This is a genomic window from Acinetobacter sp. 161(2023) (assembly GCF_037027805.1).
Taxonomy (GTDB): Bacteria; Pseudomonadota; Gammaproteobacteria; order Pseudomonadales; family Moraxellaceae; genus Acinetobacter.
In genome coordinates this window covers 125190-149192 of the sequence record NZ_JAZEYD010000006.1, presented here as the reverse complement: position 1 = coordinate 149192, position 24003 = coordinate 125190, and the positions used below count along the sequence as shown (strand labels likewise).

At 37.2% G+C, this 24003-nt stretch carries 20 protein-coding genes and 1 pseudogene; 9 read left to right on the top strand and 12 right to left on the bottom strand.

Annotated elements, in window-relative coordinates:
- The first annotated feature begins 373 nt into the window (after positions 1–373).
- Complete coding sequence (gene gyrA, locus WA249_RS07570; RefSeq protein WP_336167552.1) at positions 374–3088, top strand: DNA gyrase subunit A; 2715 nt, start codon at positions 374–376, stop codon at positions 3086–3088.
- A gap of 55 nt (positions 3089–3143) precedes the next feature.
- On the opposite strand, the gene WA249_RS07565 is transcribed toward gyrA, so the two are convergent.
- The 8 genes from WA249_RS07565 to WA249_RS07530 form a co-directional block, all read right to left on the bottom strand.
- Positions 3144–4790 carry an ArnT family glycosyltransferase gene (locus WA249_RS07565; protein ID WP_336167550.1) on the bottom strand — a complete coding sequence of 549 codons (1647 nt, stop codon included), beginning with the start codon at positions 4788–4790 and terminating at the stop codon, positions 3144–3146.
- Between the two features lie 9 nt (positions 4791–4799).
- A complete protein-coding gene (locus WA249_RS07560; RefSeq protein ID WP_336167548.1) occupies positions 4800–5180 on the bottom strand; it encodes a GtrA family protein in 381 nt (126 codons plus the stop codon).
- Between the two features lies 1 nt (position 5181).
- Positions 5182–6162, bottom strand: a complete 981-nt coding sequence (locus WA249_RS07555) for a glycosyltransferase family 2 protein (protein ID WP_336167546.1) — start codon at positions 6160–6162, stop codon at positions 5182–5184.
- Positions 6159–6953, bottom strand: coding sequence for a ChbG/HpnK family deacetylase (locus WA249_RS07550; protein ID WP_336167544.1), 795 nt, complete (start codon positions 6951–6953; stop codon positions 6159–6161). The genes WA249_RS07555 and WA249_RS07550 overlap by 4 nt, the downstream gene beginning before the upstream one ends.
- 259 nt (positions 6954–7212) lie before the next feature.
- Positions 7213–8304 carry an A1S_2622 family ABC transporter permease subunit gene (locus WA249_RS07545; protein ID WP_336167542.1) on the bottom strand — a complete coding sequence of 364 codons (1092 nt, stop codon included), beginning with the start codon at positions 8302–8304 and terminating at the stop codon, positions 7213–7215.
- The gene (locus WA249_RS07540; RefSeq protein WP_336167541.1) at positions 8304–9431 is read right to left on the bottom strand and encodes an ABC transporter permease; all 1128 of its coding nucleotides are present in this window, start codon (positions 9429–9431) and stop codon (positions 8304–8306) included. Before WA249_RS07540 ends, WA249_RS07545 begins: the two co-directional genes overlap by 1 nt.
- A 3-nt stretch (positions 9432–9434) precedes the next feature.
- Positions 9435–10556, bottom strand: a complete 1122-nt coding sequence (locus tag WA249_RS07535) for an HlyD family secretion protein (RefSeq protein ID WP_336167539.1) — start codon at positions 10554–10556, stop codon at positions 9435–9437.
- Between the two features lie 12 nt (positions 10557–10568).
- Positions 10569–12056, bottom strand: a complete 1488-nt coding sequence (locus WA249_RS07530; RefSeq protein ID WP_336167537.1) for a TolC family protein — start codon at positions 12054–12056, stop codon at positions 10569–10571.
- A 386-nt stretch (positions 12057–12442) separates the two neighbouring features.
- On the opposite strand from WA249_RS07530, the gene serC reads away from it, so the two are divergent.
- A complete protein-coding gene (gene serC / locus WA249_RS07525; protein WP_336167535.1) occupies positions 12443–13522 on the top strand; it encodes a 3-phosphoserine/phosphohydroxythreonine transaminase in 1080 nt (359 codons plus the stop codon).
- 57 nt (positions 13523–13579) lie between these two features.
- Here the strand turns inward: serC and WA249_RS07520 are convergent, their stop codons facing one another.
- Both WA249_RS07520 and WA249_RS07515 read right to left on the bottom strand, forming a co-directional pair.
- Positions 13580–13726 (bottom strand): hypothetical protein, encoded by a 147-nt coding sequence (locus WA249_RS07520; RefSeq protein ID WP_171061988.1) that lies wholly within the window; start codon positions 13724–13726, stop codon positions 13580–13582.
- Between the two features lie 33 nt (positions 13727–13759).
- Positions 13760–14701: a hypothetical protein gene (locus WA249_RS07515; protein ID WP_336167533.1), complete on the bottom strand. Its 942-nt coding sequence runs from the start codon at positions 14699–14701 to the stop codon at positions 13760–13762.
- Positions 14702–14948: 247 nt separating this feature from the next.
- Between WA249_RS07515 and WA249_RS07510 the strand changes: the two genes are divergently transcribed.
- A complete protein-coding gene (locus WA249_RS07510; protein WP_080645660.1) occupies positions 14949–15437 on the top strand; it encodes a YaiI/YqxD family protein in 489 nt (162 codons plus the stop codon).
- A 7-nt stretch (positions 15438–15444) separates the two neighbouring features.
- Positions 15445–16353 carry a DMT family transporter gene (locus WA249_RS07505; protein ID WP_336167530.1) on the top strand — a complete coding sequence of 303 codons (909 nt, stop codon included), beginning with the start codon at positions 15445–15447 and terminating at the stop codon, positions 16351–16353.
- 29 nt (positions 16354–16382) lie between these two features.
- Here WA249_RS07505 and WA249_RS07500 read toward each other — a convergent pair.
- Positions 16383–16463 (bottom strand): annotated as a pseudogene (locus tag WA249_RS07500) (PilZ domain-containing protein); the annotation flags it as partial.
- A 149-nt stretch (positions 16464–16612) separates the two neighbouring features.
- Between WA249_RS07500 and WA249_RS07495 the strand changes: the two are divergent.
- The 3 genes from WA249_RS07495 (at position 16613) to WA249_RS07485 (ending at position 21043) form a co-directional block, all read left to right on the top strand.
- The gene (locus WA249_RS07495) at positions 16613–17848 is read left to right on the top strand and encodes a lipoprotein-releasing ABC transporter permease subunit (protein ID WP_199964763.1); all 1236 of its coding nucleotides are present in this window, start codon (positions 16613–16615) and stop codon (positions 17846–17848) included.
- Entirely contained in the window at positions 17841–18527 is a 687-nt protein-coding gene (gene lolD / locus WA249_RS07490) for a lipoprotein-releasing ABC transporter ATP-binding protein LolD (RefSeq protein WP_336167527.1), read from the top strand. The genes WA249_RS07495 and lolD overlap by 8 nt, the downstream gene beginning before the upstream one ends.
- 83 nt (positions 18528–18610) lie before the next feature.
- Positions 18611–21043 (top strand): DNA internalization-related competence protein ComEC/Rec2, encoded by a 2433-nt coding sequence (locus WA249_RS07485; protein ID WP_336167525.1) that lies wholly within the window; start codon positions 18611–18613, stop codon positions 21041–21043.
- Here the strand turns inward: WA249_RS07485 and WA249_RS07480 are convergent.
- Positions 20996–21979, bottom strand: coding sequence for a lysophospholipid acyltransferase family protein (locus WA249_RS07480; protein ID WP_336167523.1), 984 nt, complete (start codon positions 21977–21979; stop codon positions 20996–20998). The two genes, WA249_RS07485 and WA249_RS07480, sit on opposite strands and share 48 nt — an antisense overlap.
- Positions 21980–22112: 133 nt before the next feature.
- Here WA249_RS07480 and sppA point away from each other — a divergent pair, with 133 nt between their 5' ends.
- Positions 22113–23129 (top strand): signal peptide peptidase SppA, encoded by a 1017-nt coding sequence (gene sppA / locus WA249_RS07475; RefSeq protein ID WP_336167521.1) that lies wholly within the window; start codon positions 22113–22115, stop codon positions 23127–23129.
- A 21-nt stretch (positions 23130–23150) separates the two neighbouring features.
- Positions 23151–23960: an alpha/beta fold hydrolase gene (locus WA249_RS07470; RefSeq protein ID WP_336167520.1), complete on the top strand. Its 810-nt coding sequence runs from the start codon at positions 23151–23153 to the stop codon at positions 23958–23960.
- Positions 23961–24003 lie beyond the last annotated feature (43 nt).

Sequence of the window (24003 nt, the reverse complement as noted above, 5' to 3'; positions counted from 1 at the left end):
TTTGCAACAAGACAAGCATGTTCAAGCTAAATATTATTTATTTTATCTAATAAACTAAGTTTTGTTTTTAAGAATAGATGAAAAGTGCTCTAAAGAGAGCACTTTTGTATTGTCTATATTTTGGTCGAACTGTTGAGTTTTAAGAAATACATTTAAAACGAGAATTCTCTAATTTTAACTTATTAATTCTAATGAAATTTTTATTGTAAAAAAATGCTATTTTAAGATTGCTAAACTCCCAGTTAACGAGCAGTTTGTGCTATACTATACAGCTATATTTTTTTCGATTTTAGTTCAGTTTTCGGAACTAAATTTTTTGCAAGATCAAGACATATAAGCAGATGGAAATTTCTATCTGTAAGAAGGAGTATGCATGAGCGTATCGGAAATCCGACCGATTGCCATTGAGGATGAACTCAAGCATTCATATTTAGATTACGCGATGAGTGTAATCGTATCTCGTGCATTGCCGGATGTAAGAGACGGTCTGAAACCTGTTCACCGTCGTGTGCTATTTGCCATGCACGAATTGGGCAATGACTATAACAAAGCCTACAAGAAATCTGCACGTGTTGTTGGGGACGTAATCGGTAAATATCACCCTCATGGTGACTCAGCTGTTTATGAAACCATTGTACGTATGGCTCAGGACTTTAGCTTACGTTATTTATTGGTAGATGGTCAGGGTAACTTCGGTTCGATTGATGGTGATAGCGCAGCTGCAATGCGTTATACCGAAGTCCGCATGACTAAGTTAGCGCACGAACTTCTTGCAGATCTAGAAAAAGACACTGTTGACTGGGAAGATAACTACGACGGATCTGAGCGTATTCCTCAGGTGGTTCCGACACGTGTTCCAAACTTGTTAATTAATGGTGCTGCTGGTATTGCTGTTGGTATGGCAACCAACATGGCACCACACAACATGACAGAAGTTGTGAATGCATGTTTAGCCTATGCCGACAATCCGAATATCTCGATTGAAGGATTGATGGAATATATTACTGGTCCTGATTTCCCTACAGGCGGTATTATTTATGGTAAATCAGGTATTGTTGATGCTTACCGTACGGGTAAAGGTCGACTACACATTCGTGGTAAGTACCATTTCGAAGAAGATGCAAAGACAGGTCGTATAACCATCGTCTTTACTGAAATTCCATATCAAGTCAACAAGGCAAGAGTTATTGAGCGTATTGCCGAGTTAGTTAAAGAGAAAAAACTTGAAGGGATTTCAGAGCTTCGTGATGAGTCTGACAAAGACGGTATGCGTATTGCGATTGACTTGAAACGCGGTGAAAACGCAGAAGTCATCGTAAATAACTTATTCTTAAATACACAGCTTGAAAACTCATTCAGCATCAACATGGTTTGTCTTGACAACGGACAACCAAAATTGATGAATCTGAAAGATATTATTGCGGCATTTATTCGTCACCGCCAAGAAGTCGTGACACGCCGTACCATGTTTGAATTGCGTAAAGCACGTGAACGTGGCCATATCTTGGAAGGCTTAACCGTTGCCTTAGCCAATATTGACGAAATTATTGAAACCATTAAAACCTCTGCTAACCCAAGTGAAGCGCGTGAGCGTTTGCTTGTAGGTGAGTGGGCTGGCGGTGGTGTCGTTTCTCTACTCGAAAAAGCTGGTGCTATTTCTGTACGCCCAGATGAAATCGAAGGTGAAAACCCAGATCGTCCATTTGGCTTAACTGAAGCAATTTACCGTTTATCCCCAACGCAAGTGGGTGCAATTTTAGAATTGCGTTTACATCGTTTAACGGGTCTTGAACAAGATAAGTTACATGCAGAATATACTGAAATTTTAGGTCAAATTGCTGAACTTACGGCAATTCTTAATGATTTCAATTTATTGATGGCTGTGATTCGTGAAGAGTTAGCACAAGTACTGCAACAGTATGGTGATGGACGTCGTACAGAAATTATTGAATCGCGTATTGATTTCAGTCGTGAAGATTTAATTCCTGAAGAACAAGTTGTATTAACGGTTTCACAAACAGGTTACGCAAAAACTCAACCACTTTCAGACTATCAGGCTCAGCGCCGTGGTGGACGTGGTAAGTCTGCAACTTCAATGAAGAGTGATGACTTTATTCAACATCTCATTGTAGCTTCAAACCACGCGACTGTGCTGTGCTTTACTAACGTAGGTAAAGTGTATCGTCTTCGCGTATTTGAAGTGCCTCAAGCATCACGTGGTGCAAAAGGCCGCCCGATTATAAACTTGTTACCTTTAGATGCGAATGAAACTGTAACTGCTATCTTGCCGTTAACAGAGTTCCTAGAAAATCATTACGTATTTATGGCGACAGCTTCAGGTACGGTTAAACGTGTTGATTTGGAGCAGTTCGCCAACATTCGTTCAAATGGCTTACGTGCAATTGAACTTAATGAAGAAGATACCTTAATTGGTGTTGCGATTACTGATGGTAATCAGCAAATCATGTTGTTCTCGAATGAAGGTAAGGCAATTCGTTTTGCAGAAACCGACGTGCGTTCAATGGGTCGTACTGCTAAAGGCGTCCGTGGTATGCGTGTTAGCATTGCAAGCAACACTTTAAGTGAAGAAGATGCAGAAGTTGAAAATGATGAATCTGATGATAACGACGATTCAGCTGATTTAGCTGTAGTAAGTCGCATCGTATCGCTTGTTGTTGTGCCTGAAACGGGTGAAGTGTTGTGTGCGAGTGCCAATGGTTATGGTAAACGTACTCCTGTAAATGACTTCCCAACCAAAAAACGTGGCGGTAAGGGTGTTATTGCAATTAAAACAAGTGAACGTAATGGTGAGCTTGTAGGTGCAGTATCTATTGATGAAAGCAAAGAACTGTTGCTTATTTCTGACGGTGGTACATTAGTTCGTACTCGTGCCGCAGAAGTTGCAATGACAGGCCGTAATGCTCAAGGGGTCCGTCTGATTCGTTTAAGTGAAGAAGAAAAGCTGGTGGGTGTAGTTTCAATTGAAGCTGTAGAAGATGATGAAGAGCTTCTTGAAGGCGAAGTAGATACTACAGAAACAGATAGCGAAGAAGCTGTATCAAATAATGAAGATACTTCTGAAGAGTAAAACGTTTTAAAATAAAAAAGGAAGCTGAGGCTTCCTTTTTTTATTTCTGATGTATTTATTTTGCTGAATGGAAAATAAATACATCATAATTGCGGTAATGCAAAGTCTTTACTGATGGGGCTTTAGTTGCAAAATTATTAGGTTGGCTTACAACAATCAAATCTTGCTTTTGAGATAAAGCATCTTGAAGTTGGTGTTCGCTCCACAAATACTTTTTAAGTTGAGGTTCAAATAACAATCCATCTTTAATTTCTAAAGAAGCGCTATCTGAATGAACAGAATCCCATTCATTCACAATATATACAGGCTGTTTAAGCTGTAAAAGGAATGGCACATCATAGAAATAGTAATTGTAGAAAACTATTTTTGTAGATGGGGTTATGTACTCGGCAAAATCTGTTTGGCCCACATTATTTTTGGTATCTAAAATACGAACAGCAAAAGGAACAGCGCTACATAGAACAATTAAACTCATAAAAATATAGTTTAAATAGCTCACTTTCTGCTTTTTATATAACCATAACAAAACCAGTGGGAGCACAATTAACAGGGTGCCAATGGTATAAATGAATACAGCTTCATGTTGGAAAAAAGGCTGATTTGCGCGAATAAAATGTGGCGTAGCAACAATGCCAATCCCAAGAAGCATAATAAATACAGGCGTACCCCAAACTTGTAATTTGGTTCTATGGTTACTTTCAAGAACCTTGTTAATCACAAGTGCCAAGAAAATAGCAAGGGGTGGTACAGCAGGTAAAATATAGCCGGCTAGTTTAGAAGGTGGAATAGAGAAGAAAACCGTGACAGAAATAAACCACCATACAAGCAGGGCAAATACACCAGATTGCTTATAATCTTTAAAGATGGTCTTAATAGACTCAAATCTACTCGCAAAAAACCAGGGTAAAAAACTGACAAATAAAATAAGCAGATAGAAGCACCACGGCTGCTTATTATTAAATTCTTTTGAACTAAATCGACTAAATTGTTGGTCGATAAAGAAGTAATGTAAAAATTGAGGATATTTACTTTGTACTGCGTACAGCCATGGACTAACAATGAGTAAAAATAGCAAAATAGCCAATGGATTAAGAAGTGAAGGTATTTTCTTCCACTGTTTAGTGTAGAGTAACCACGGCAACAGGATCATGCCTGGAATGAGAACACCGATTAGACCTTTACTTAGAAAGGCAGCTGCACCAGCGACATAACCTAAAAATAAAATAGGTTTACGACCAGAAATGGTGAAATCAGCAAAACATAAAACACTAATTGTAATCCAAGATGCTAGTAGTAAATCATGGTTAATATATTGGCTACTACCAAAAAAAAGCAGGTTAGTGGCTAAAATAATAACAGTAAGCTGGGCTACACCTTCTGAAATATGCTTTTTTACAAATAAGAATAGGCTGACGAGCATAAGTGTGCCAGCGAGTACAGGAACTAATCTCAACACCCATACATGTACACCAAAAAGCTCCATAAAAATAGAACTTAACCAATGTAATAAAGGGGGTTTATGCATAAATGGCAAACTATCGATTCGTGGAGTTAACCAATCTCCAGATTCGACCATAGCCCGACTAATATCGCCATACCGGCCTTCATCAGGTACAGATAGCGGTCTTATCCAGGAAAGAAGAAGTAACCAACACGGTAAAAAAAATAATAAAAATTTGGAATTACGAAGCCATTGCTGCATACACAATCCTTAATGTTGAAATGCAAAAAAACGGTTAAGCAAAAAAGTCACAATTGAAGTCAGGACAATAGCCACACAAACCAATGTTGATACAGGTACATTGAAATAGAGGTTTGAAAGTAAGAGAAAACTCTCATTGAATAAAAAACCTATTCCAGCGACTAAAGTAAATTTTGGTAATGTTTGTCGATGAGCAAGATGTTGTGCTTTAAAAGTAAAAATGCGATGCCCGAAATAGCTCACCCAATAGGCGAGTAGAAATGCGAGTAAATTGGCATATTGAAGTGCGACATGCTTCTGAAAAAGAAGCATGACTACACTATAGTGAGTAAGTGCTGCTGCGGCCCCAGTAGTGGTAAACCGCGCAAGCTGAAGAATATGAGCAAACATGTTATAAATTAGAGAAAGTATTTTCCGGTTTTGTGATAGTTTTTTCTTGTTTAATACGAGAATGTTCGGTTGCAACAATATATTTTGGTCTATTTTTTACTTCCGCATAAATTCGACCTACATATTCACCAACAATACCAAGGAATAACAACTGTATACCACCAAGTAATGTCATGCCCGCTGCAAGTGTTGCCCACCCAGGAACCGAAACTCCCTCAATCAACGTCTTAAGGATGATCCATATACCATAACCCATAGCACCTAAGGCTAGGAAGGCACCAAAATAAATACAGAGGCGTAAAGGTAAATCTGAAAAACCTGTTAAACCAGACATTGCCAAGCTAGAAAGAGATTTGATGTTAAAGCTAGAACGGCCATGTTGACGCTCTTGTTCAGAAAAATTAACACCTATACTTTTAAAACCAACCCAAGCATATAGACCTTTCATATAGCGATTTTTTTCTGGCAATTGTTTAATTGCTTCAACAACTTTCGCATCTAATAGACGAAAATCACCAGCACTTTCTGGAATATCGATAGGTGAGCTTAAGTTTAATATACGATAGTAACCTTGGGTTAAAACACGTTTGAGCCAAGATTCAGTGGTACGATTACGAATGCCATATACCATGTCATAACCATTTTTCCAAAGGTTAATCATGGTTGGAATTGCTTCAAATGGATGTTGAAAGTCAGCATCAATCAGTAGTGCAACTTCACCTGTCACATGATCTAAACCAGCACTTAAAGCTGCTTCTTTACCAAAGTTCCGCGAAAGTTCAAGCACAACTAAGGGATAATCATCAATCATTGTTTGTAAAATTGGAATGGTATCGTCTTTACTACCATCATCTACTACAATAATTTCATAGCTAAGATTTTGTTGTTTTAGACTATTTGCCAAAGCAGGAATAAATGTTTTTAAATTTTCTGCTTCGTTATAGGCTGGAACAACGCAGGATAAAAAAGGTTTTGTAGTCATTGCATTGCCCCTAGTCTGGTGAGCTGGATGCCATAGTGCTGGCAATCAATTTGGAACTGATCCGAACTGAAGTATTCATATTCTTGTATTCGGGCATGCTGAATCGGATCTTGATCATTTGATTCTGCACGTGCTGGATGGCACATAATCAGTAAATGGTCTTTTGCATTTGCAAGCCAATATTGATTGAGTTCGCTATAATCAGTCTGCTTAAAATCATAGATGCCAGCAAATTGATCATTTTGATTAAAGTGATATGTCTGGCATGCTTTTGCTAAAGAATTAGACCCAAGTGCAGAGAGCACACGAGTTTTAAAACGATAATGGGGGAGATCGATAGGGCGTTGTAAATTTCGAATCCAACCCGTGAAATTTTTCTCTTTTAGCAATTGCAGCAAAATATCACGTATAAATGGAAATTGATGAATATGTTGATGTCCATCAATAAAGTCTGGTTGTTTTCCCATGACGGAAACAAATAAGTCCCATTGCTCTTCAATACATTGAGTGATTAAGTCGCGGTTGAGGCTTGAAGACCATGCTCTTAAAATAAGCATGGGTAAAGAAAAAACAGTGTTATCTGAACTGAAAGCGTGGGTAAGATTTAAATGTAAACCAATATCAATTTGATCGCTAAAAGGTTTTAATTTGGCAGCAGCAGTTTCCCATAAATCAGATTGGGTCATACATGAGGTTGCTTGAAGTGCACCTTGTTCAATTAATTGAATAATTGCATCAGATATTTCTGCATTCATTGCAAAGTCATCTGCGCAATAACACACCTTTGCCATATCCAGATTCCGTCATAGGGCAGAATTGCAGAATACTCTGCGTAGCTGCTGAAAAACTATACTATTTACTATGGAGAAATTTTCTTAATTTCAACTTAAAGTTTTCTTAATGTTTTATGACAATTGATACAAATTAATATATTGAATTTATTTATTTTTTTTAAAAAAATAGGTCAATTATTTAAAAAAGATAAGCTTTAACTATCAGATTCTATAGTAAATAAAAATATAATTTATGCACTTTAGTAAGTACATCACTTTATTTTGTTACTTTTAAGCGTGAATACGCCATCATTAAAAAAATAACTCCAATTGTTGCAAGAAAAATTAATTTTGGAACAACTGTAGTTAATGGAACGCCCATCTGATTCAGTTGTACGAACATTTGCACACCATGTGTAGACGGTAAACACCAAGCAAACCATTGTAGCCACTCGGGCATTGCTTGATGAGGCCAGGCAGCTCCAGTTAATAAAAATAAAGGTACTGAGCTAAACACAATAATATGTCCGGCACGTTCTGGTATATCTAAAAGTGAACCGATCAACATGCCCAATCCAATCACACAACTAATAAAAATAGGAGCAGCAATGAGTAAACCAATAAAATTACCACCATGTGGATAGTCATTGAACCACAAGGTAAAACCAAAGAGATAAAAACATCCTAAACAGCCAATGGTAAATATACTTGCAAAAATTCCAGCAAAGCGAACACCTGTAATTTTTTGGTGTTGTTCACGGTAGCTTGCTATTAGCATCGCTAAACCTAACACAATGGTTTGATGGATAATTAAAGAGGCAACAGCTGGAAAAATATAACTTCCATAGCCTGAAAGGGGGTTAAACAAAGGGACTTGATGAATAGAAAGGGCTGGTTGAAAGTGTGTTCGCTCTCCAAATTTTTTGATATATTCTTTTAAGGTAGCTTCAATGGATGTAGCTAAGCCTAAACCAATTTCTTTAGTTTTTAAAAAGTTGGTTGTACTTAAGTATAAGCCAATTCCGCCTGTTTCTCCTCGGCGTAGGCTCTGCGTTAAGTTGCTTGGTAATAGTAAAATACCATCGGCTTTTTGTTCACGAACCATTTGTTCCGCTTGTAAGAAATTACTTGTAACAGTAATAATATGAACATGCGGACTATTTGCACTTTGACCGATTAATTGAGACGTTAAGAGGCTTTGCTCTTCATCAACTATTATAATAGGAATTGATTCGGCACGTTCGGCTTTATAGGCAGTTGGATAAAAAAAACTATAAAGAATGACTGATAAAATGAGAGTTGTGAAAACTGAACTGTTACTTACTATATCTTTAAATGTTTGCCCATAAGCCTTAAAAAAATCTTTCATTAAATTGCTCCCCGAATTAATTTTTTAAGCAGTAGAGAACTTAAAAAGAAGTAAATAAGGCAGTAGCCAATCAGTATTAAAAAAGGAGTCATTGAAATGAAAAGTGGACTTCCAATGACCCATTGTTCAGTTTGTAGTTTGGCATAAGGTGTATAGGGAATAATAAGTGACCAAAATTTGGTAAAAATAGGAGCATTATTCAAAGGTAGTGTAACGCCTGCAAAACTTAAAGAAGACCCACCATAAACGGCAATAAAGCCAAAAGTTTTGCTTAAGTTTTTAGTGGCAAGAATGACCGTACTACTAATTAATGCATAGGCAAAATAAAGTAGAAACTGTGCGCATAGTAATAAACTAAGAGAACCTGCTACGAACCAACCGCGTATTTCAACGAGCCAAAACATCCAGAGCCATGTCCAAAAACAAAAAATAAGGCTATAGAGCAAATTTTTAGCCAATAAGCCTTGAATAAAACTTTCTCGGTTTACCCAAGTGGTTAATGTGCCACGTTTAAGTTCTTGTCCAATAGCAAAGGCAACACAGCAACATAACAATAGATGCAAAACGGCTGGAACCATGAAGGGTTCTAAATAAAACTCATAGCTCATGCTGGGGTTATAGAGTGTTGAGATTTTGACATGCGCAGTAGGTACATCTAAATAGGGGATATTATTTGCAAGATAACTTTGGCCTGCATAGTCTGCTAAAGCATTGAGGGTACTTACCAGCATTGCTGAAGAAATCGTATTTCCCACGCTAAAGAAAGACTGGTTAAAAGCAATGCTGATTTGAGCATCTTGCGCTTTCACAAAGCGCTTTTCAGCGCCGTCCGGAATGAAAACATAACCCCAGATTTTGGTTTCATTCAGTAACTGTTCAGCTTCAGTAGGGCTTGCCGTAATTGTTTTAATATCTACCGTATGATTCAACGAAAGATACTTTTCAATATTGCGGCTGAGTTCACTTTGGTCCTGGTCAATAATGGCAATGGGTAAATGTTCAGCTTTACCTGCGTAAAACATGCTGCTAAACAAAAAAATGATAAAAGCAGGGATAAGTGTCACCATGCACAAATCCCATTTATTGCTTTTTAGATAGTTTAGTTCGCGTAATATACTGGCAAACATAAGTTATTTTTCTTCTTTAATTTTAAATAGAACACTCATACCCACTTTTAAATCTTGCACTGGTTTTTCAGGTACAAGATGAAGTTTAAAGCTACGAATATCATAGCCTCCAGTTTGGCGAGTAGTTTTTATAGTGGCAAATTCACCTTCAGCATCAATATTCTTAATTTTAAAATTCACATTTTGATTAAGTGCTGGAATGAATCCTTTAAGGGTTTTATTTTTATAAACAGAGGCATATTGATTTTCACCTACGTTTAAACTTACCCATAAATCATCATCTTCTAAAATGCTGACAACAGGTACACCCATAGCGACTAATTCAGAAGGTTTACCATAAGTTTTTGAAACCGTACCTGAAATAGGGGATAGTAAACGTGTTTCTTCCTCTAACGCTTTTGCTTCACCTACAGCTGCTTTTGCAATTTCAACCTGTGCATCTGCTGTAGATTTTTGCTGACTCGTACTACCTCGTTTTGCACGTGCATATTGTTGATAAGAGGCTTCACTTAATTCTTGGGCAGAAGTTTGTGCTGCGAGCATTTCATCTCGTCTTTGACGCGAAATGACACCTTGTTTATATAAATTTTCACCGCGTTGATAAGTAGTTTTTGCAAGGTTTGCTTGCGCTTTCGTGCTTTGCCAGTTGGCATAAAGAGTATCGATATTTTCTTGTTGAGAACCGCGGTCTACCGTAGATTGAAATGCTAAAGCTGATTGTAAAGCTGCCAAGGCTTGTTGCTTCTTAGCTTCTATTTCCGGGCTAACCAAACGAACCAATGGCTGACCTTTTGAAATTTTCTGGCCTTCTTGTACATAAACTTCTTCAATACGACTCGGAACTTTTGTACTTACGTGAATAGTTTCGGCTTCAACCCGACCTTGTAGTTCAATAGGTTTAGGCTGATAACTTTTCCACAAACCAAAAATAATTAAACCTAATAGTGCAATAATGATTACACCAATAATCAGTTTAATTTTTGAATTTTTAGGTGGTTTGGAGTCACTTTTATTTGTACTTGATTCTTGCTTATCACTAGCTTGATCATCTTTTTGAACTTGGCTAGTTTCTGCCGTATTCGCAACAGGAGTATCTTGTTCTGAATGAGCTGAGTCTTGATTCATTTTGTACTCCCCTTAACGAATATAGTCAGTATGTGGTTGATTAACGTAAGCTTTAAACTGGTCAATTGAGCCGTGACTTTGTAGTAAAGTTGCGAGTGACATGACATATTTATAAGCATTTAAAGCCATTTCAGTTTTTAACGCACTTAATGCATTTTGTGCATCAATCACTTGAGTTGCTGTACCCATTCCTTCACGAAAAGAAAGTTCTTGAATACGTAAGTTTTCTTGAGCGGCATTTACGTTTCTTTGTAAGAGTTGGTGGCTTTGCTGAGCAGAGTTGAGTTCGTTATATGACTTATTTAAAAGACCTTCAATCTCTTGTTTAGTGCGTTCAGTCAGGAGTTCAGAGGCATAGCGCTTTAATTCGGCAGCGTGAATATTCTTATTTTTATCTACACCTGAAAAGAGGTTGTATTTTGCCATTACACCGACAATCCAGTTTTCATTTTTATCAAGAGCATACTCACCAAAGGCAAAAAGACTTGGTTTTTTTGCAGCTTCCTGAGCTTGAATATTTACATTAGCCAGTTGAGTATCCATCTGCATTTTTTGTACAAGGCTAGATTTTTGCGAATAACTGGTTAAAAGTGATTCTAGAGTTTGGCTTGGCGTGTTGTTTACAAATAATGGTGTACTTAAATCTATATTATTTTGTTCATGTAAAAGATTATTCAGACTAAAGCGACTGGCATTTAAGTTGGCTTGAGTGTTTTGTAAAGTACGTTCTGCATTATTACGCGCAACTTCAAACTGCATGCGTTGCCCTTTACTAATAAATCCTTGTTGTTCGAGCTTGAGGGCATTGCTGTAATGTTTTTGCATTGCATTAAAGTTAAATAAGCTGCTCGCTACCAACTGCTGCTGTAATTGAACATTAAAATAGCTTTGTACCACTTCAAATCGCTGTATATCTTGTTGTTGTTGACTTGAAAGCTCCGAGCGCTGTGCTTGAATATTTGCTAGTTTTTTTGCACTGCTGGTTAAGCCACCTGTATAGAGTGGCATAACGACCGAAATAGAAGGGCGTACAACCTGATCTTCAATAGTCAGATTCGCATAATCTGGAAATCGGTTTATACCGTCATGGATAGTTTGATTTGCGCCTTCTTGAACTTGTCCCAGCACATCCGATGGAATGACATTGTTCCACTGCGAAAGTTTATCGTTGAATCCTTGGCTTAAATCATTCTCAAGTTTTTGTTTAAAAGAACCAAGAGGTACATCGGTTTCACTATGAAAAGCATAGGCTCTGACATTTAAATCAACTCGAGGTAATCCGAGTCCTTTGACTGCTTCAGCTTCTAATTGAGATGCTTGCTGTAATGCTTGATTAGCTTGAGTACTATATGAAATTTTTAAAGCTTGTTGTTCTGCTTCTGCATAACTTAAACTTTGAGCATATAAATGATCAGTAAAAAAAAGGCCTAAAGCCAAAGCAAGATGTTTTGGTTTAAATGAAAATGGAAAAATAGACTGTTTGTATCGATGTACTGGCATTTTAAATAACAATTTTTGGGCATCCCTTATAGTTTAAATTTCTTGTTATTAAATTCAATTATCATATTGTTTATTATACATTTGTATAAAAACATTTTGATTTTAGCTCCTTTAATTATTGAATATTACTAAGCCAATATTTTTGTAATACCTCTCAAGGTATGTGAAATTATAATCACAAGTCAAGTTGATCTTTTTGCTTAAAAATCTTTTTAAATTTGAAAGACGGTCATTAAAAGTGAGGAAATAACAACAACAGTAATTGAAAAAATAAACCTAAATACAGTCCAGCATTGAAATATTTACTTGAGAAGCTGCTGCAAGCTTAAGCAATCTGTGGTTAAATGCCATTTTTATTGTGTTTGACTTTATACAAGGGAAAAATCATGCGCGCGTACAATTTCTGTGCTGGTCCTGCTGCATTACCTACTGCCGTTTTAGAAAAAGCTCAACAAGAATTGTTGGATTGGCAAGGTAAAGGTCTATCCATCATGGAAATGAGTCACCGTAGTGCTGACTATGTTGCTGTGGCTGAAAAAGCTGAAGCAGATTTACGCAAGTTAATGAATATTCCAGAAAACTATAAAGTACTGTTTTTACAAGGCGGTGCGTCATTACAATTTTCTGCGATTCCTTTAAACCTTTTGGGTAAGAACAGTAAAGCTGATTATATTGATACTGGCATCTGGTCTGAAAAAGCGTTAAAAGAAGCAAAGCGTTATGGCGACATTAATGTTGTAAATGCTGGCATTAAAATCGATGGCAAGTTCGCAATTTCTGAGCAAAGCGAATGGAATTTGTCTGCCGACGCAGCCTATGTACATTATGCAGATAATGAAACAATTGGTGGCTTACAGTTCGCAGGAATTCCTGATGTAAAAGCTCCACTCGTTTGTGACTATTCATCAAGTATTTTATCTGCTCCATTAGATGTGACCAAGTTTGGTTTGATCTATGCTGGCGCACAAAAAAATATTGGTCCTGCTGGTTTAACAATTGTCATTATTCGTGATGACTTACTTGATCAAGCTAAACCAGAAATTCCAAGCATTTTAAAATATGGTGACCAAGCCAAAAATGGTTCTATGGTTAATACACCATCGACTTACGCTTGGTATTTGTCTGGTTTGGTATTTGAGTGGTTGTTAGAGCAGGGTGGGGTAGATGCTATCCATAAGGTTAACCTTGAAAAAGCTCAATCATTATATGGTTATATCGACTCAAGCGATTTCTATAATAACCCGATTGCAATTCCGAACCGTTCAATTATGAATGTACCGTTTACCTTGGCAGATGAAGCTTTAGACAAGCAATTCTTAAAAGAAGCGGAAGCAAACCATTTGTTGAATTTAGCTGGGCATCGTTCTGTAGGTGGTATGCGTGCAAGTATTTATAATGCTGTTCCATTAGAAGGCGTACAGGCTTTAATTAGCTTTATGGATGATTTTGCAAAACGTAATGGTTAAGCAAATCAAATAAATAAAGCCCTCAAATGAGGGCTTTATTTTTGAATAAATTATGAATTAAAAAGGCACTAAACCAAATTGGTGCATGAATATGGCCGCTAAGAACATACCCAATACAAAAAAGCAAAACGCACCAGTATCGACCTTTATGCGCAGGCTACTAGATTGAATGAGGCTGGTGGTTTGTTCGGGTATAATCTTCATTCAATAACCTAATTATTAAAATATTAGTGAAATTCAATTAGTTTCACCCTTTTTAGCACAAATAGTCGCCTGAATCCAGATATTACCGCGAATATATTCGCCAATATTAAAGTTTTTATACAAATCGTTTTTGGTTGCAATGCGCACTAATATGGCAGGAAGATCATCTTCTAAAACCAAAGTAACATCATAAAGGGTATATTCTACCCCCATAAATGTCATAGAAGTTTTGCCAACAATATTACCTTGGAACCATGCTTCATCTTCTTGACCAAGGTTTTCGCCATATAAATAAGCGACCATTTTAGAAAAATCAACGGTTACAGGTTCTTGATCTTCTGGAGTTTTTGGTTGCCACTCATTAATGAGTTCCTGTAAATTTTCAGGAGCAATACCATTATGTTCAGTTAAAATCGCATTTAATGCACGGTGATGTTTAATTGAAGCTGGGTCATCAACAACAATTTTTTCGCCCGCTGGAACTGGTTCTAATTCATAAGCCCATGCATTAAATTGAACTTGATAGTCTTTAGTTTTGTCATATTGACAAGCGTTAACACTAAATAAATTATCAAATGCATAAACCGTTGTATCTTTATTTAGTTTTAAACTTAAAACAGCTTGTGTCGCAGAGTCACAAGTAATGATACGTTCAATTTTCGCATTATATTGATATGGACTTTCAAAACTTGGAAAGGCTGTTTTGAGTGCGCGAGGTTTCTGATTTTCAACTGCAATAATCTGGTTGATTGTAACTTTTTGGTTTTGTGGGCCTTGGATCAACCAAAAAGATTGATCCATATCTTCTTCATGTTCGCATAAGCCCATTGGCATTACGGGTGCATCAAGTGCTAGTCCTAACCATTTTGGTACATCTGTTTCAGGATGGGACGTCAATAGATTCCAATGTTCGCCATGACTACCAAAATTTTGGTCATTTACTTTAATTACTTCTGGACTGTTTTGATTTTTCATAAGCACGATGCTGTTGGGTTCACATTACTTGTTATATTAAATCGAGGGTGTTTACTATTTTTCAAGTCACCATGTGTAAATTCTCTTGTAAAAGCACATATTTAGTCATTTAAAGATAGATATTGCTTCTATTTACAAAAGAAAAGGTAGATCTGACTCTTAAGAAAACTTAAATACCAAATTAAAAATAAGTTTAATGTTTATTACTATTCACCTTAGAAAAGCATCTGTTAGACTTATATTTTTAGTGGAAATAGAGAATAACGTGCTGCCATTTAAACTATGGGTAGACGCAGACGCCTTACCAAGAATATTACGTGAAGTGATTTTGCGCGCATCAGATCGTTATCAGTTAGAAGTTATTTTTGTTGCTAATCAAAATGTTGGTATTACGCCTTCTGTTCGCATCAAATCAATACAGGTTTTAAGTGGTGCAGATCAGGCCGACAAAGAAATAGTCGATCGCATGATTGAAAATGACATTGTTATTACGCAAGATATTCCACTAGCGGCTCAAGTCATTGAAAAGGGTGGCGTGGCTATTCATCCCCGAGGTGAGGTTTATACAACTGCTAATGTTAAAGCGCGGTTACATCTACGTGATTTCATGGATACGCTTCGTGGCGCGGGTGTGCAAACGGGTGGACCGCCACCTATTTCAGAGCGGGATAAGCGTGAATTTTCGAGTGCATTAGATCAAACAATTTTAAAGCAAAAACGTAAAGCAGCTAAGTGAGCATCGCATGCCATCGCAAACCAATTTGGCTTTAACCTATGCCTTGTTAGTGTTCATTTGGGCAACCACTCCATTGGCCATTGTTTGGAGTGTGTCTGATTTACATCTTATGTGGGCATTGTTGTTACGCTTTTTTATTGCATTGCCTTTGGCCGTGACCATATTACTGATTTTAAGAACACCTTTTCCGACTCATCGACAAGCAATTCATAGCTATGTTGCCGGATCTTTTAGTTTAATTGGCTCTCAAATTTTTACCTATGCGGCTACTCAATATTTAAGTTCAGGCATGATCGCGCTTATGTTTGGTTTAGCGCCTATTATGGCCGGACTAATTGGTCGGTTCGCATTTGGTCAGCAACTCTATAAGTTGCAATGGCTAGGTATGGCGATTGCAGTTAGCGGTTTAGCTATTATTTGTTTTAATGGCGCAAATCAGCATGTGCATCCGTTTGGTATAGTCCTTATGCTGATCAGTGTGTTTGTTTATTCTTTTTCAATTTTCTGGGTTAAGAAAGTTAATGCACAGATTCAGCCTATGGCTCAAGCAACCGGCTCTATTTTAGTCTCTTCAATTTTGGCGAGTTGTCTTATTCCATTTATTTGGCAGTATGCACCGACACATTTTCCAGAAGCTAAATCTTTATTTGCCTTAATTTATACGGTACTTATGGCTTCATTAGTCGCCATGTTTTGTTATTTCAAACTTATACAAAATATTCAGGCAACGACTTTATCTTTAACGACTGTAATTACGCCAATGTTAGCGATGATGATTGGAGCTGCTTTAAACCACGAACAGCTTTCGATTATGGTTTTTGTGGGGGCTTTAATTATCTTGTTTGGACTATTTTTATATTTCTATAAAGACATTCAGGCAAATCGAAATTTTGTCCGACATATTAAGTCTAAATAGGAGAAGATTTGGGTAATTTGTTGAGCTTATTCATTAAATTGTTCTAATTCGTAGCGAAATGCATGATCAAATTGATCTCCCAACTTAAGTAGTAGAAAATAGCGCAGCAATATAATATTAGGATTGTTAAGGAAAGGTCAGAACTTACTGATTTTTAAACCTTAATACAGCATCTAACGATATGGCCAAATAGTAGATGTCGATGTAATTTGACTTTAGCATCTGCTATTTCCCATCAATCACCTTGGATTTAGAAGGTATGTTTAAACCAATCTCACTGTATATAGGGTTGAGATATACTCGCGCAAGACGCAGTAATCATTTTATTTCTTTTATTGCATTGGTTTCGATGATCGGTTTGACACTAGGTGTCGCTGTACTGATTACGGTACTTTCTGTGATGAACGGTTTCGATCGCGAATTGAAAAACCGTGTTTTGGGAATGGTGCCGCAAGCGACAGTTTCATCTACACAAATCCTTACGGATTGGCCTGAACTGGTAAAACGAGTTGAACATCATCCACATGTAACTGGGGTTGCACCTTTTACCCAATTGCAAGGTATGTTAACCGCGCAAGGGCAAGTCGCTGGTATTATGGTGACGGGTATTGACCCAAAATATGAAAAGAATGTGTCTATTATTCAAAATCATATTGTTGCTGGTAGCTTAGACTCACTTAAAAAGGGTGAGTTTGGTATTGTTCTTGGTAAAGATATGGCCGATTCATTAGGCTTGCGTCTAAATGACAGTGTGACATTGGTTTTACCTGAAGCAACGCCATCTCCAGCGGGTGTAGTACCTCGTTTCAAGCGTTTTAAAGTAGTGGGGATTTTTAGTGTAGGTGCCGAAGTTGACTCTATGGTGGGCTATATCGCTCTCTATGATGCGTCAACACTATTACGCTTACCAGATGGTGCTCAAGGTGTCCGTTTAAAACTAGATGATATTTTTGCCGCTCCAAAAGTTGCAGATGACTTAGTAAAAAGTTTACCAAGCAATTTCTACGCAACGAACTGGACCTATACGCATGGCAATCTGTTTAATGCCATTCAAATGGAAAAAACACTCGTTGGTTTGTTACTTGTACTTATCATTGTTGTTGCAGCATTTAATATCGTTTCGTCATTGGTTATGGTTGTAACAGATAAAAAATCAGATATTGCTATTTTGCGTACATTAGGCGCTTCACCATCGATGATCACTAAAATCTTTATGGTGCAAGGTACTGTCATTGGTGTGATTGGGACAGTTGCAGGTACGGTTTTAGGTGTAATTTTGGCTTTAACCATTAGTGATATCATTTCATGGTTTAACAATGTGTTAGGTTTAAATTTATTTGATGCTTACTTTGTGCATTACCTACCTTCTTATTTAAGATGGCAAGATGTGACGATTATTGTGACTGTGTCTTTACTTCTCAGCTTCTTGGCAACTATTTATCCGGCACTTCGTGCGGCCAAAGTTCAACCTGCCGAGGCACTGCGTTATGAGTAAAATTGTTTTAGAAGCAAAAGATATCTACAAACATTTTGATGATGGTAAATCTAAGGTTGAAGTCATTAAAGGTCTTTCTTTACAAGTTGAAGCTGGGCAGTTTGTTTCGATTGTTGGTGCGAGTGGTTCAGGTAAAAGTACTTTACTTCATGCGCTAGGTGGCCTAGAGCAACCAACGCAAGGGCAAGTATTTTTAAATGGTCAGCGTTTTGATAATTTAGGTGAATCCGAGCGTGGTTTTCAACGTAACAAATACCTTGGTTTTGTTTATCAATTTCACCATTTGTTACCTGAGTTTACTGCGCTTGAAAATGTTGCAATGCCACTTATGCTTCGACCAGATAGCCAATACAAATCGGTAAAAGCACAAGCTGAATATTTACTAGACCGAGTGGGATTATCTCATCGTATGGATCACCAGCCAGGTGAGCTTTCAGGCGGTGAGCGCCAACGTGTTGCTTTGGCTCGTGCTTTGGTCACTCAACCTGCGGTTGTTTTGGCCGATGAACCTACAGGAAACCTCGATCGTAAAACAGCTCTAGGTATTTTTGAATTACTGACTGATCTTAAGAAAGAACTCAACATGGCTATGCTGATAGTGACTCATGATGAACAGTTGGCTCAGGCAGCAGATTCAATCTTACATATGGAAGATGGTCTTTGGGTCAGCGGTTCTTAAAAAATTGTCATTAAATCACATTGTTAAAGCCCACTCAGTTGGGCTTTAATTTTGCCCCTAAAAAGATAACGATATGATTTTAAATGTTAAAGCTTATTTTAGTGGGGTGGGTTAGTGGTATTGCATTCATGGGAATAGATCTTCCGCTAATAATGCAATATGGTTGGATTGGTAAAGTTCTGCTCTTTATCAGCTTTATTTTTTATATTTTTAAGCAGCATATCGTTGTAAATCGTCCCATATTAAAAGCAGTTTATTGTTTAATCTGTGGTCTAAGTCTTTTTATTATAGGTCATCAATATGCTCAGCATGCCTTAAATGAAAGATTACAACTACGGGAGATGCAACCTGAGTCTTTAGACATTGTTGTTTATATAGATCGAATAAGTGAAGAAAAAGATAATAAGACACAGCAAGTCGCTCAGGTTCTAGGGCGGTCATCCCATGTTGTGAATTGGTTGTTATATTTAAAAAATGAAAATGAGAACGCATTAATAGATGGTCCAAAATTACAATTAGGCCACTACTATCGAATTTCCGGTAAAACCAGACCTGCCCATAGTTACGCAGTATCAGGAGCTTTTGATCAGGAACAATGGTTCATTCAACGAAATATAATGTCAGGTTTCAGTGTTCAGCATATTGAGCCTTTAAGCTCTGATGAAATTTATCGGTTGGGTTATCAAAATCATTTACAACAGCAACAAAAGTTTTTTACTAGGCAACAATTAAATATAGAAAAGCTCCGTCTAGAGTTTAGATTAATGCTAAAAAAATCTCCCTTTCAAAATAAAGGATTGTTATTAGCACTTCTGACTGGGGACGAAAGTCTTTTAAATGAAGACACTAAAAATCAATTTAAACAGTTAGGAATCTCTCATTTGTTGGCCATTTCAGGGCCTCATGTCCTCATTTTTGCCATCATGTTGTCTTGGGGTTTACATCAATTAGTACGACGTTATTATCCTCGGATTTATTTGTGGCAACCCAAGCAAATATTGGCAATGATTCCATTATGTTTTGGGGTTTTGATTTATACAGCTTTTGTAGGCTTTGAAATTCCAGCTTTAAGAACTTTACTTTCAGTATTCTTATTTGCCTTTTTATTGTTAGTCAAACTGCCTGTTAAGCCATTTTCACTCTTGGTTTACAGCGCAAGTCTACTTTTACTTTTCGACCCATTTAGTGTTTTATCGGCAGGTTTTTGGCTCTCTTATGGTTCTTGCTTTATTTTATTACGCATTTATCAAACCATAGTACAGACTCAAAATCTTGCCTCATTGAGTCTGCTATCTAGAATAATTCTTTTAAGCAAAACCCTAATTGAATCTCAGGGCAAAATATTTATCGCCCTATGTCCTTTAATGTTGATTTTCTTTCAACAAATTTCATGGATTGCACCGCTCACAAATATTATTGCAGTTCCTTTGCTAGGAGGAATTATTGTTCCTTTGAATATTTTTGCTGCTTGTATGTGGCTTATTTTTAATTCACTTGGAAATGCACTCTTTCAGATTAATGATATTTTGCTCAGCATAGTGCTGACATGTTTTAGTTTTTTAGAGAAGTTATCTCTACCGTTGCAAGGTTTTAGCCTGACACCACTGGCTTTGTTAGGTTTAAGCTGTGCAATTATTATTTTATTTTTACCACGTGGATTTTTACCGAAATTTTGGGGACTTATCTGTTGTTTACCCTTAGTTATTCCGAATAAAACCTCTCAGCAAATCCAATTAAATATTATAGATGTAGGCCAAGGACAAGCGATTTTTCTACAACACCCAGAGCAGACGTGGTTAATTGATACGGGTGGTTCTTATGACGAGAAAGCCTTTAGTATTGGGCAAAATGTAGTAATTCCATATTTACGTCAGAAAGGTATTAAACAACTAGATCACGTGGTGTTATCTCATCTTGACCAAGATCATAGTGGGGCATTTCCTTTTATCGCTCAGACTTTTCCTATTAAACAAGTCATATCAAATCAGCTATGGACACAGCAGGTGAAAGAACCATTTACCTATTGTCATCAAGGGCAAAAATGGCAATATCCACAGTTAGATATTGAGATACTTTGGCCCAAAGAAAATGATTTAAATTTAGTTTCTTTTAACCAAAATGAATATTCTTGTGTCGTTTATATTCATTTAAAACAGGTAAAGGGTTATCAAAATTATTTAATTATGGGGGATGCGGGATGGGAAGCAGAATATCAACTGATAAAAGAATATCCTGATTTAAAAGTAGATGTTTTGGTATTAGGTCATCATGGTAGTAAACATAGTTCAGCCTATGATTTTTTAGTGACTTTAAATCCGAAGCTGGTTGTTGCCTCTGCGGGATTTAATAACCGATATGGTCATCCAAGCAAAGAAGTCTTAGCGAGAATACAAGAACTTAATATTCCATTTAAAAGCACCGTTGAGCAAGGAACATTAAGTTTTGTATCTCAGCATCATCAAATGATTTTATACACTCGACGTTTCGAGCGTACTTGGCTTCACAGAGCTTTGTGAAGCTTCTGCTTTCAGCTTAGTCACAATTTGAAGAGCTTCAGCTGGATCAATATTATAAATGTTATCTAAAGCAGGGTTGGCTTTAAAACGTTTATAACTCCAGTGGTAATGCTCTGGATAGCGCTGGATAAGTTGTTCAATAGCTTGGTGAATGACAAATGTTCCATCATCTGCACTACCTTCGTAGATCTTCTCATCCATAGGTTCAATGTGCATCGTAAAGCCATCATTTTCGTTACGAATTGCATACATGAATAAAGCTTTTGCTTTAGTTTTTTGGATGAGCTTGGCGCTCAAATTGCTTGAGGCAAGTGGAACACCAAAATAATTGATCATACTGCCGCCGACGTTGGGCGTATGGTCAGGTAAAATTGCGGTAGTTTGACCTTGTTTTAAAGCTTTAAAAATTTGTCTTACGCCACTTTCATCAGTAGGAACCAAGTTGGCTTGTTCACGACTGCGTGCATCTCGAACAAAACAGTTCGCATCTTCATTTTTTACAGGCTTGTATAAAATTGTCATTGAAGTGAACTGTGAACACCAAGCATTCAAGATTTCCCATGTACCAAAATGGGGGATAATCATGACAAGCCCTTTTTTTGCTGCAAGCGCTTCGTGATAGTAATGTTCACCTTCAATATGGTGAATTCTTTCGATATTCTTACTATTTGATGATCCCCAAATACTTAAAAATTCAAAGTATGAGGTTAGTTCGTTACGAATAGCTTTTTGCATAAGCTCTATTCGCTGCTGCGGCGTTAAATGCGGAAGGGCAATTCGTAAGTTTAGTTCTATACTTTTTGATGTTTTAGTAATTTTTAAAGTATTGATTAATCCTGCCAACATACGAGCAATACAACGTCCAAATTTAATTGGGTAGCGGCTAAACGTTTTGAGTAGATAATAGGTCATACTTTTTGCATCTAATTTGGTCATCTATCGCGGGGAAAAGGGAGCAATAATAAAAAAAAGATAAAATTATTATAAATGAAATCATATTATTTAGACAGTTTTTATCAAATCAACGTATATAATGACATCATTTTAGATTAATTTGGATTGGAATTTTATGTCCGATTGGCCGCCAAAACCACAAAATGAACCTATAATCCCTAAACAGAATGGACAAGAATGGCAAATTCTCGAGAAGGCAGTGCTTGCCTCTGTAGAGGAACAACGCCGTAGTCGTCGCTGGGGTATATTCTTTAAAACATTAACTTTTATTTATTTGTTATTCATTATTGTACTCATGGGTAAAGGTTGTTCAACGACTAAGGATGGCTCGGCAGCAAGTAGTAGCAGTGCTCATCTCGCAGTTGTAGATATTGTGGGCACTATTGATGCTTCAAGTAATCAAGCTGTAAATAGTGAAGATACGAATAAAGCACTTAAACGTGCTTTTGAAGCATCAAATAGTAAAGCTATTGCACTTAATATTAACTCACCAGGCGGTTCTCCTGTTCAGTCAGATGAAATTTGGCAAGAAATTCGCTATTTGAAAAAAGAACATCCTGACAAAAAAGTCTATGCAGTGATTGGTGATATGGGAGCTTCAGGTGCGTATTATATTGCGTCTGCTGCTGATGAAATTATTGTGAATCCATCGAGTTTAGTCGGTTCAATTGGTGTCATTATGCCAAACTACGGCATTACTGGTTTAGCTCAAAAACTCGGAATTGAAGACCGTACTTTAACAGCGGGCACCAATAAAGATATTTTAAGTATGACAAAACCGATTAATCCTGTACAAAGACAGCATATTCAATCTGTACTCGATAATGTCCACACACACTTTATCACTGCAGTTAAAGAAGGACGTGGTAAACGCTTGAAATCAAATGACCCTGCTATTTTCTCTGGTCTTTTCTGGACTGGTGAACAAGCAATCCAGTTAGGTATTGCTGACCGTTCAGGTAACATTACGAGCTTGATGCGTGAACTAAAGCTTGATAATAAAGTTGACTACACAATTGAGCGTAACCCATTACAATCAATTTTAGGTCGTATGGGTGCACAAATAGGGCAAGGGGTAAGTGAATCAATTGCTCAAGAAGTGCAGACTCGTCAAAGCGCAAAATTACAATAAAATCTGTTTTAGGATAGCGGTATGTCAATGAAACCAGTTATACACTTTGCTCATGCGAATGGCGTACCATCAAAAGTGTATCAAAAACTGTTTGACCAGTTGAAAGGGGAATATGACATTATTTATGTTCCCCTGATTGGTCCTGATAAACGTTATCCTGTGACTAATCATTGGCCTTCTTTGGTTGATCAAGTGATTGATAGTATTGTGCGGCAGGCGAAAGGACGTAAAGTCATTGGACTTGGGCATTCTCTGGGTTCAGTTTTAACCTTAATGGCATCTTTTCAGCGTCCTGAACTGTTTTCTCAAGTGATTATGTTAGACCCGCCTCTTATTTTAGGGCGATATTCATTTGCTTTTCATATGGCAAAATTATTTCGTCCTAAATTGGTTGATGCGATGACACCAGCAGGCTTATCTGCACGTCGTCGTGAACATTGGGACTCAAGAGAGCAGGCTGCTGAGTTACTGCGTCCTAAAGGTTTCTATAAAGATTTTGATGAAGATTGTTTTCAAGCTTACATTGACTATGCTTTGAAAGAAGACTCGGTCCGCGGTGGTGTCACTTTAACGATTTCTCGTGAAGATGAAGTTGCAATTTTCCGGAAAAACCCTTCTTGGTGGTGGCTACCTATGCCAAAACCTAAGATGCCTGTGCATTTAGTTGTAGGGAAAGAAAGTGCTTTCTTAAAAAGAGGCTTTCCTCAAATGGCAAAGCGAAAAATGGGAATTCCGTTTACTGTGGTTGAAGGAGGGCATATGTTCCCTCTAGAACATCCGATTGATACAGTGAACACTATAAAGAAATTGATTCATCATCAGCCAAATTAAGTTTTAAGCTTATAAAAAAGGACATGCCAGCATGTCCTTTTTT

Bases quoted from the DNA above. Each gene is read 5' to 3' on its own strand.
- WA249_RS07545 (WP_336167542.1), bottom strand. From the start codon at position 8,304: ATGAAAGATTTTTTTAAGGCTTATGGGCAAACATTTAAAGATATAGTA.
- WA249_RS07495 (WP_199964763.1), top strand. From the start codon at position 16,613: ATGTTTAAACCAATCTCACTGTATATAGGGTTGAGATATACTCGCGCA.
- WA249_RS07480 (WP_336167523.1), bottom strand. From the start codon at position 21,979: ATGACCAAATTAGATGCAAAAAGTATGACCTATTATCTACTCAAAACG.
- sppA (WP_336167521.1), top strand. From the start codon at position 22,113: ATGTCCGATTGGCCGCCAAAACCACAAAATGAACCTATAATCCCTAAA.
- WA249_RS07565 (WP_336167550.1), bottom strand. From the start codon at position 4,790: ATGCAGCAATGGCTTCGTAATTCCAAATTTTTATTATTTTTTTTACCG.
- WA249_RS07530 (WP_336167537.1), bottom strand. From the start codon at position 12,056: ATGCCAGTACATCGATACAAACAGTCTATTTTTCCATTTTCATTTAAA.
- WA249_RS07520 (WP_171061988.1), bottom strand. From the start codon at position 13,726: ATGAAGATTATACCCGAACAAACCACCAGCCTCATTCAATCTAGTAGC.
- WA249_RS07555 (WP_336167546.1), bottom strand. From the start codon at position 6,162: ATGACTACAAAACCTTTTTTATCCTGCGTTGTTCCAGCCTATAACGAA.
- WA249_RS07470 (WP_336167520.1), top strand. From the start codon at position 23,151: ATGTCAATGAAACCAGTTATACACTTTGCTCATGCGAATGGCGTACCA.
- serC (WP_336167535.1), top strand. From the start codon at position 12,443: ATGCGCGCGTACAATTTCTGTGCTGGTCCTGCTGCATTACCTACTGCC.
- WA249_RS07485 (WP_336167525.1), top strand. From the start codon at position 18,611: ATGTTAAAGCTTATTTTAGTGGGGTGGGTTAGTGGTATTGCATTCATG.
- WA249_RS07515 (WP_336167533.1), bottom strand. From the start codon at position 14,701: ATGAAAAATCAAAACAGTCCAGAAGTAATTAAAGTAAATGACCAAAAT.
- WA249_RS07535 (WP_336167539.1), bottom strand. From the start codon at position 10,556: ATGAATCAAGACTCAGCTCATTCAGAACAAGATACTCCTGTTGCGAAT.
- WA249_RS07560 (WP_336167548.1), bottom strand. From the start codon at position 5,180: ATGTTTGCTCATATTCTTCAGCTTGCGCGGTTTACCACTACTGGGGCC.
- WA249_RS07505 (WP_336167530.1), top strand. From the start codon at position 15,445: ATGCCATCGCAAACCAATTTGGCTTTAACCTATGCCTTGTTAGTGTTC.
- gyrA (WP_336167552.1), top strand. From the start codon at position 374: ATGAGCGTATCGGAAATCCGACCGATTGCCATTGAGGATGAACTCAAG.
- WA249_RS07550 (WP_336167544.1), bottom strand. From the start codon at position 6,953: ATGGCAAAGGTGTGTTATTGCGCAGATGACTTTGCAATGAATGCAGAA.
- lolD (WP_336167527.1), top strand. From the start codon at position 17,841: ATGAGTAAAATTGTTTTAGAAGCAAAAGATATCTACAAACATTTTGAT.
- WA249_RS07540 (WP_336167541.1), bottom strand. From the start codon at position 9,431: ATGTTTGCCAGTATATTACGCGAACTAAACTATCTAAAAAGCAATAAA.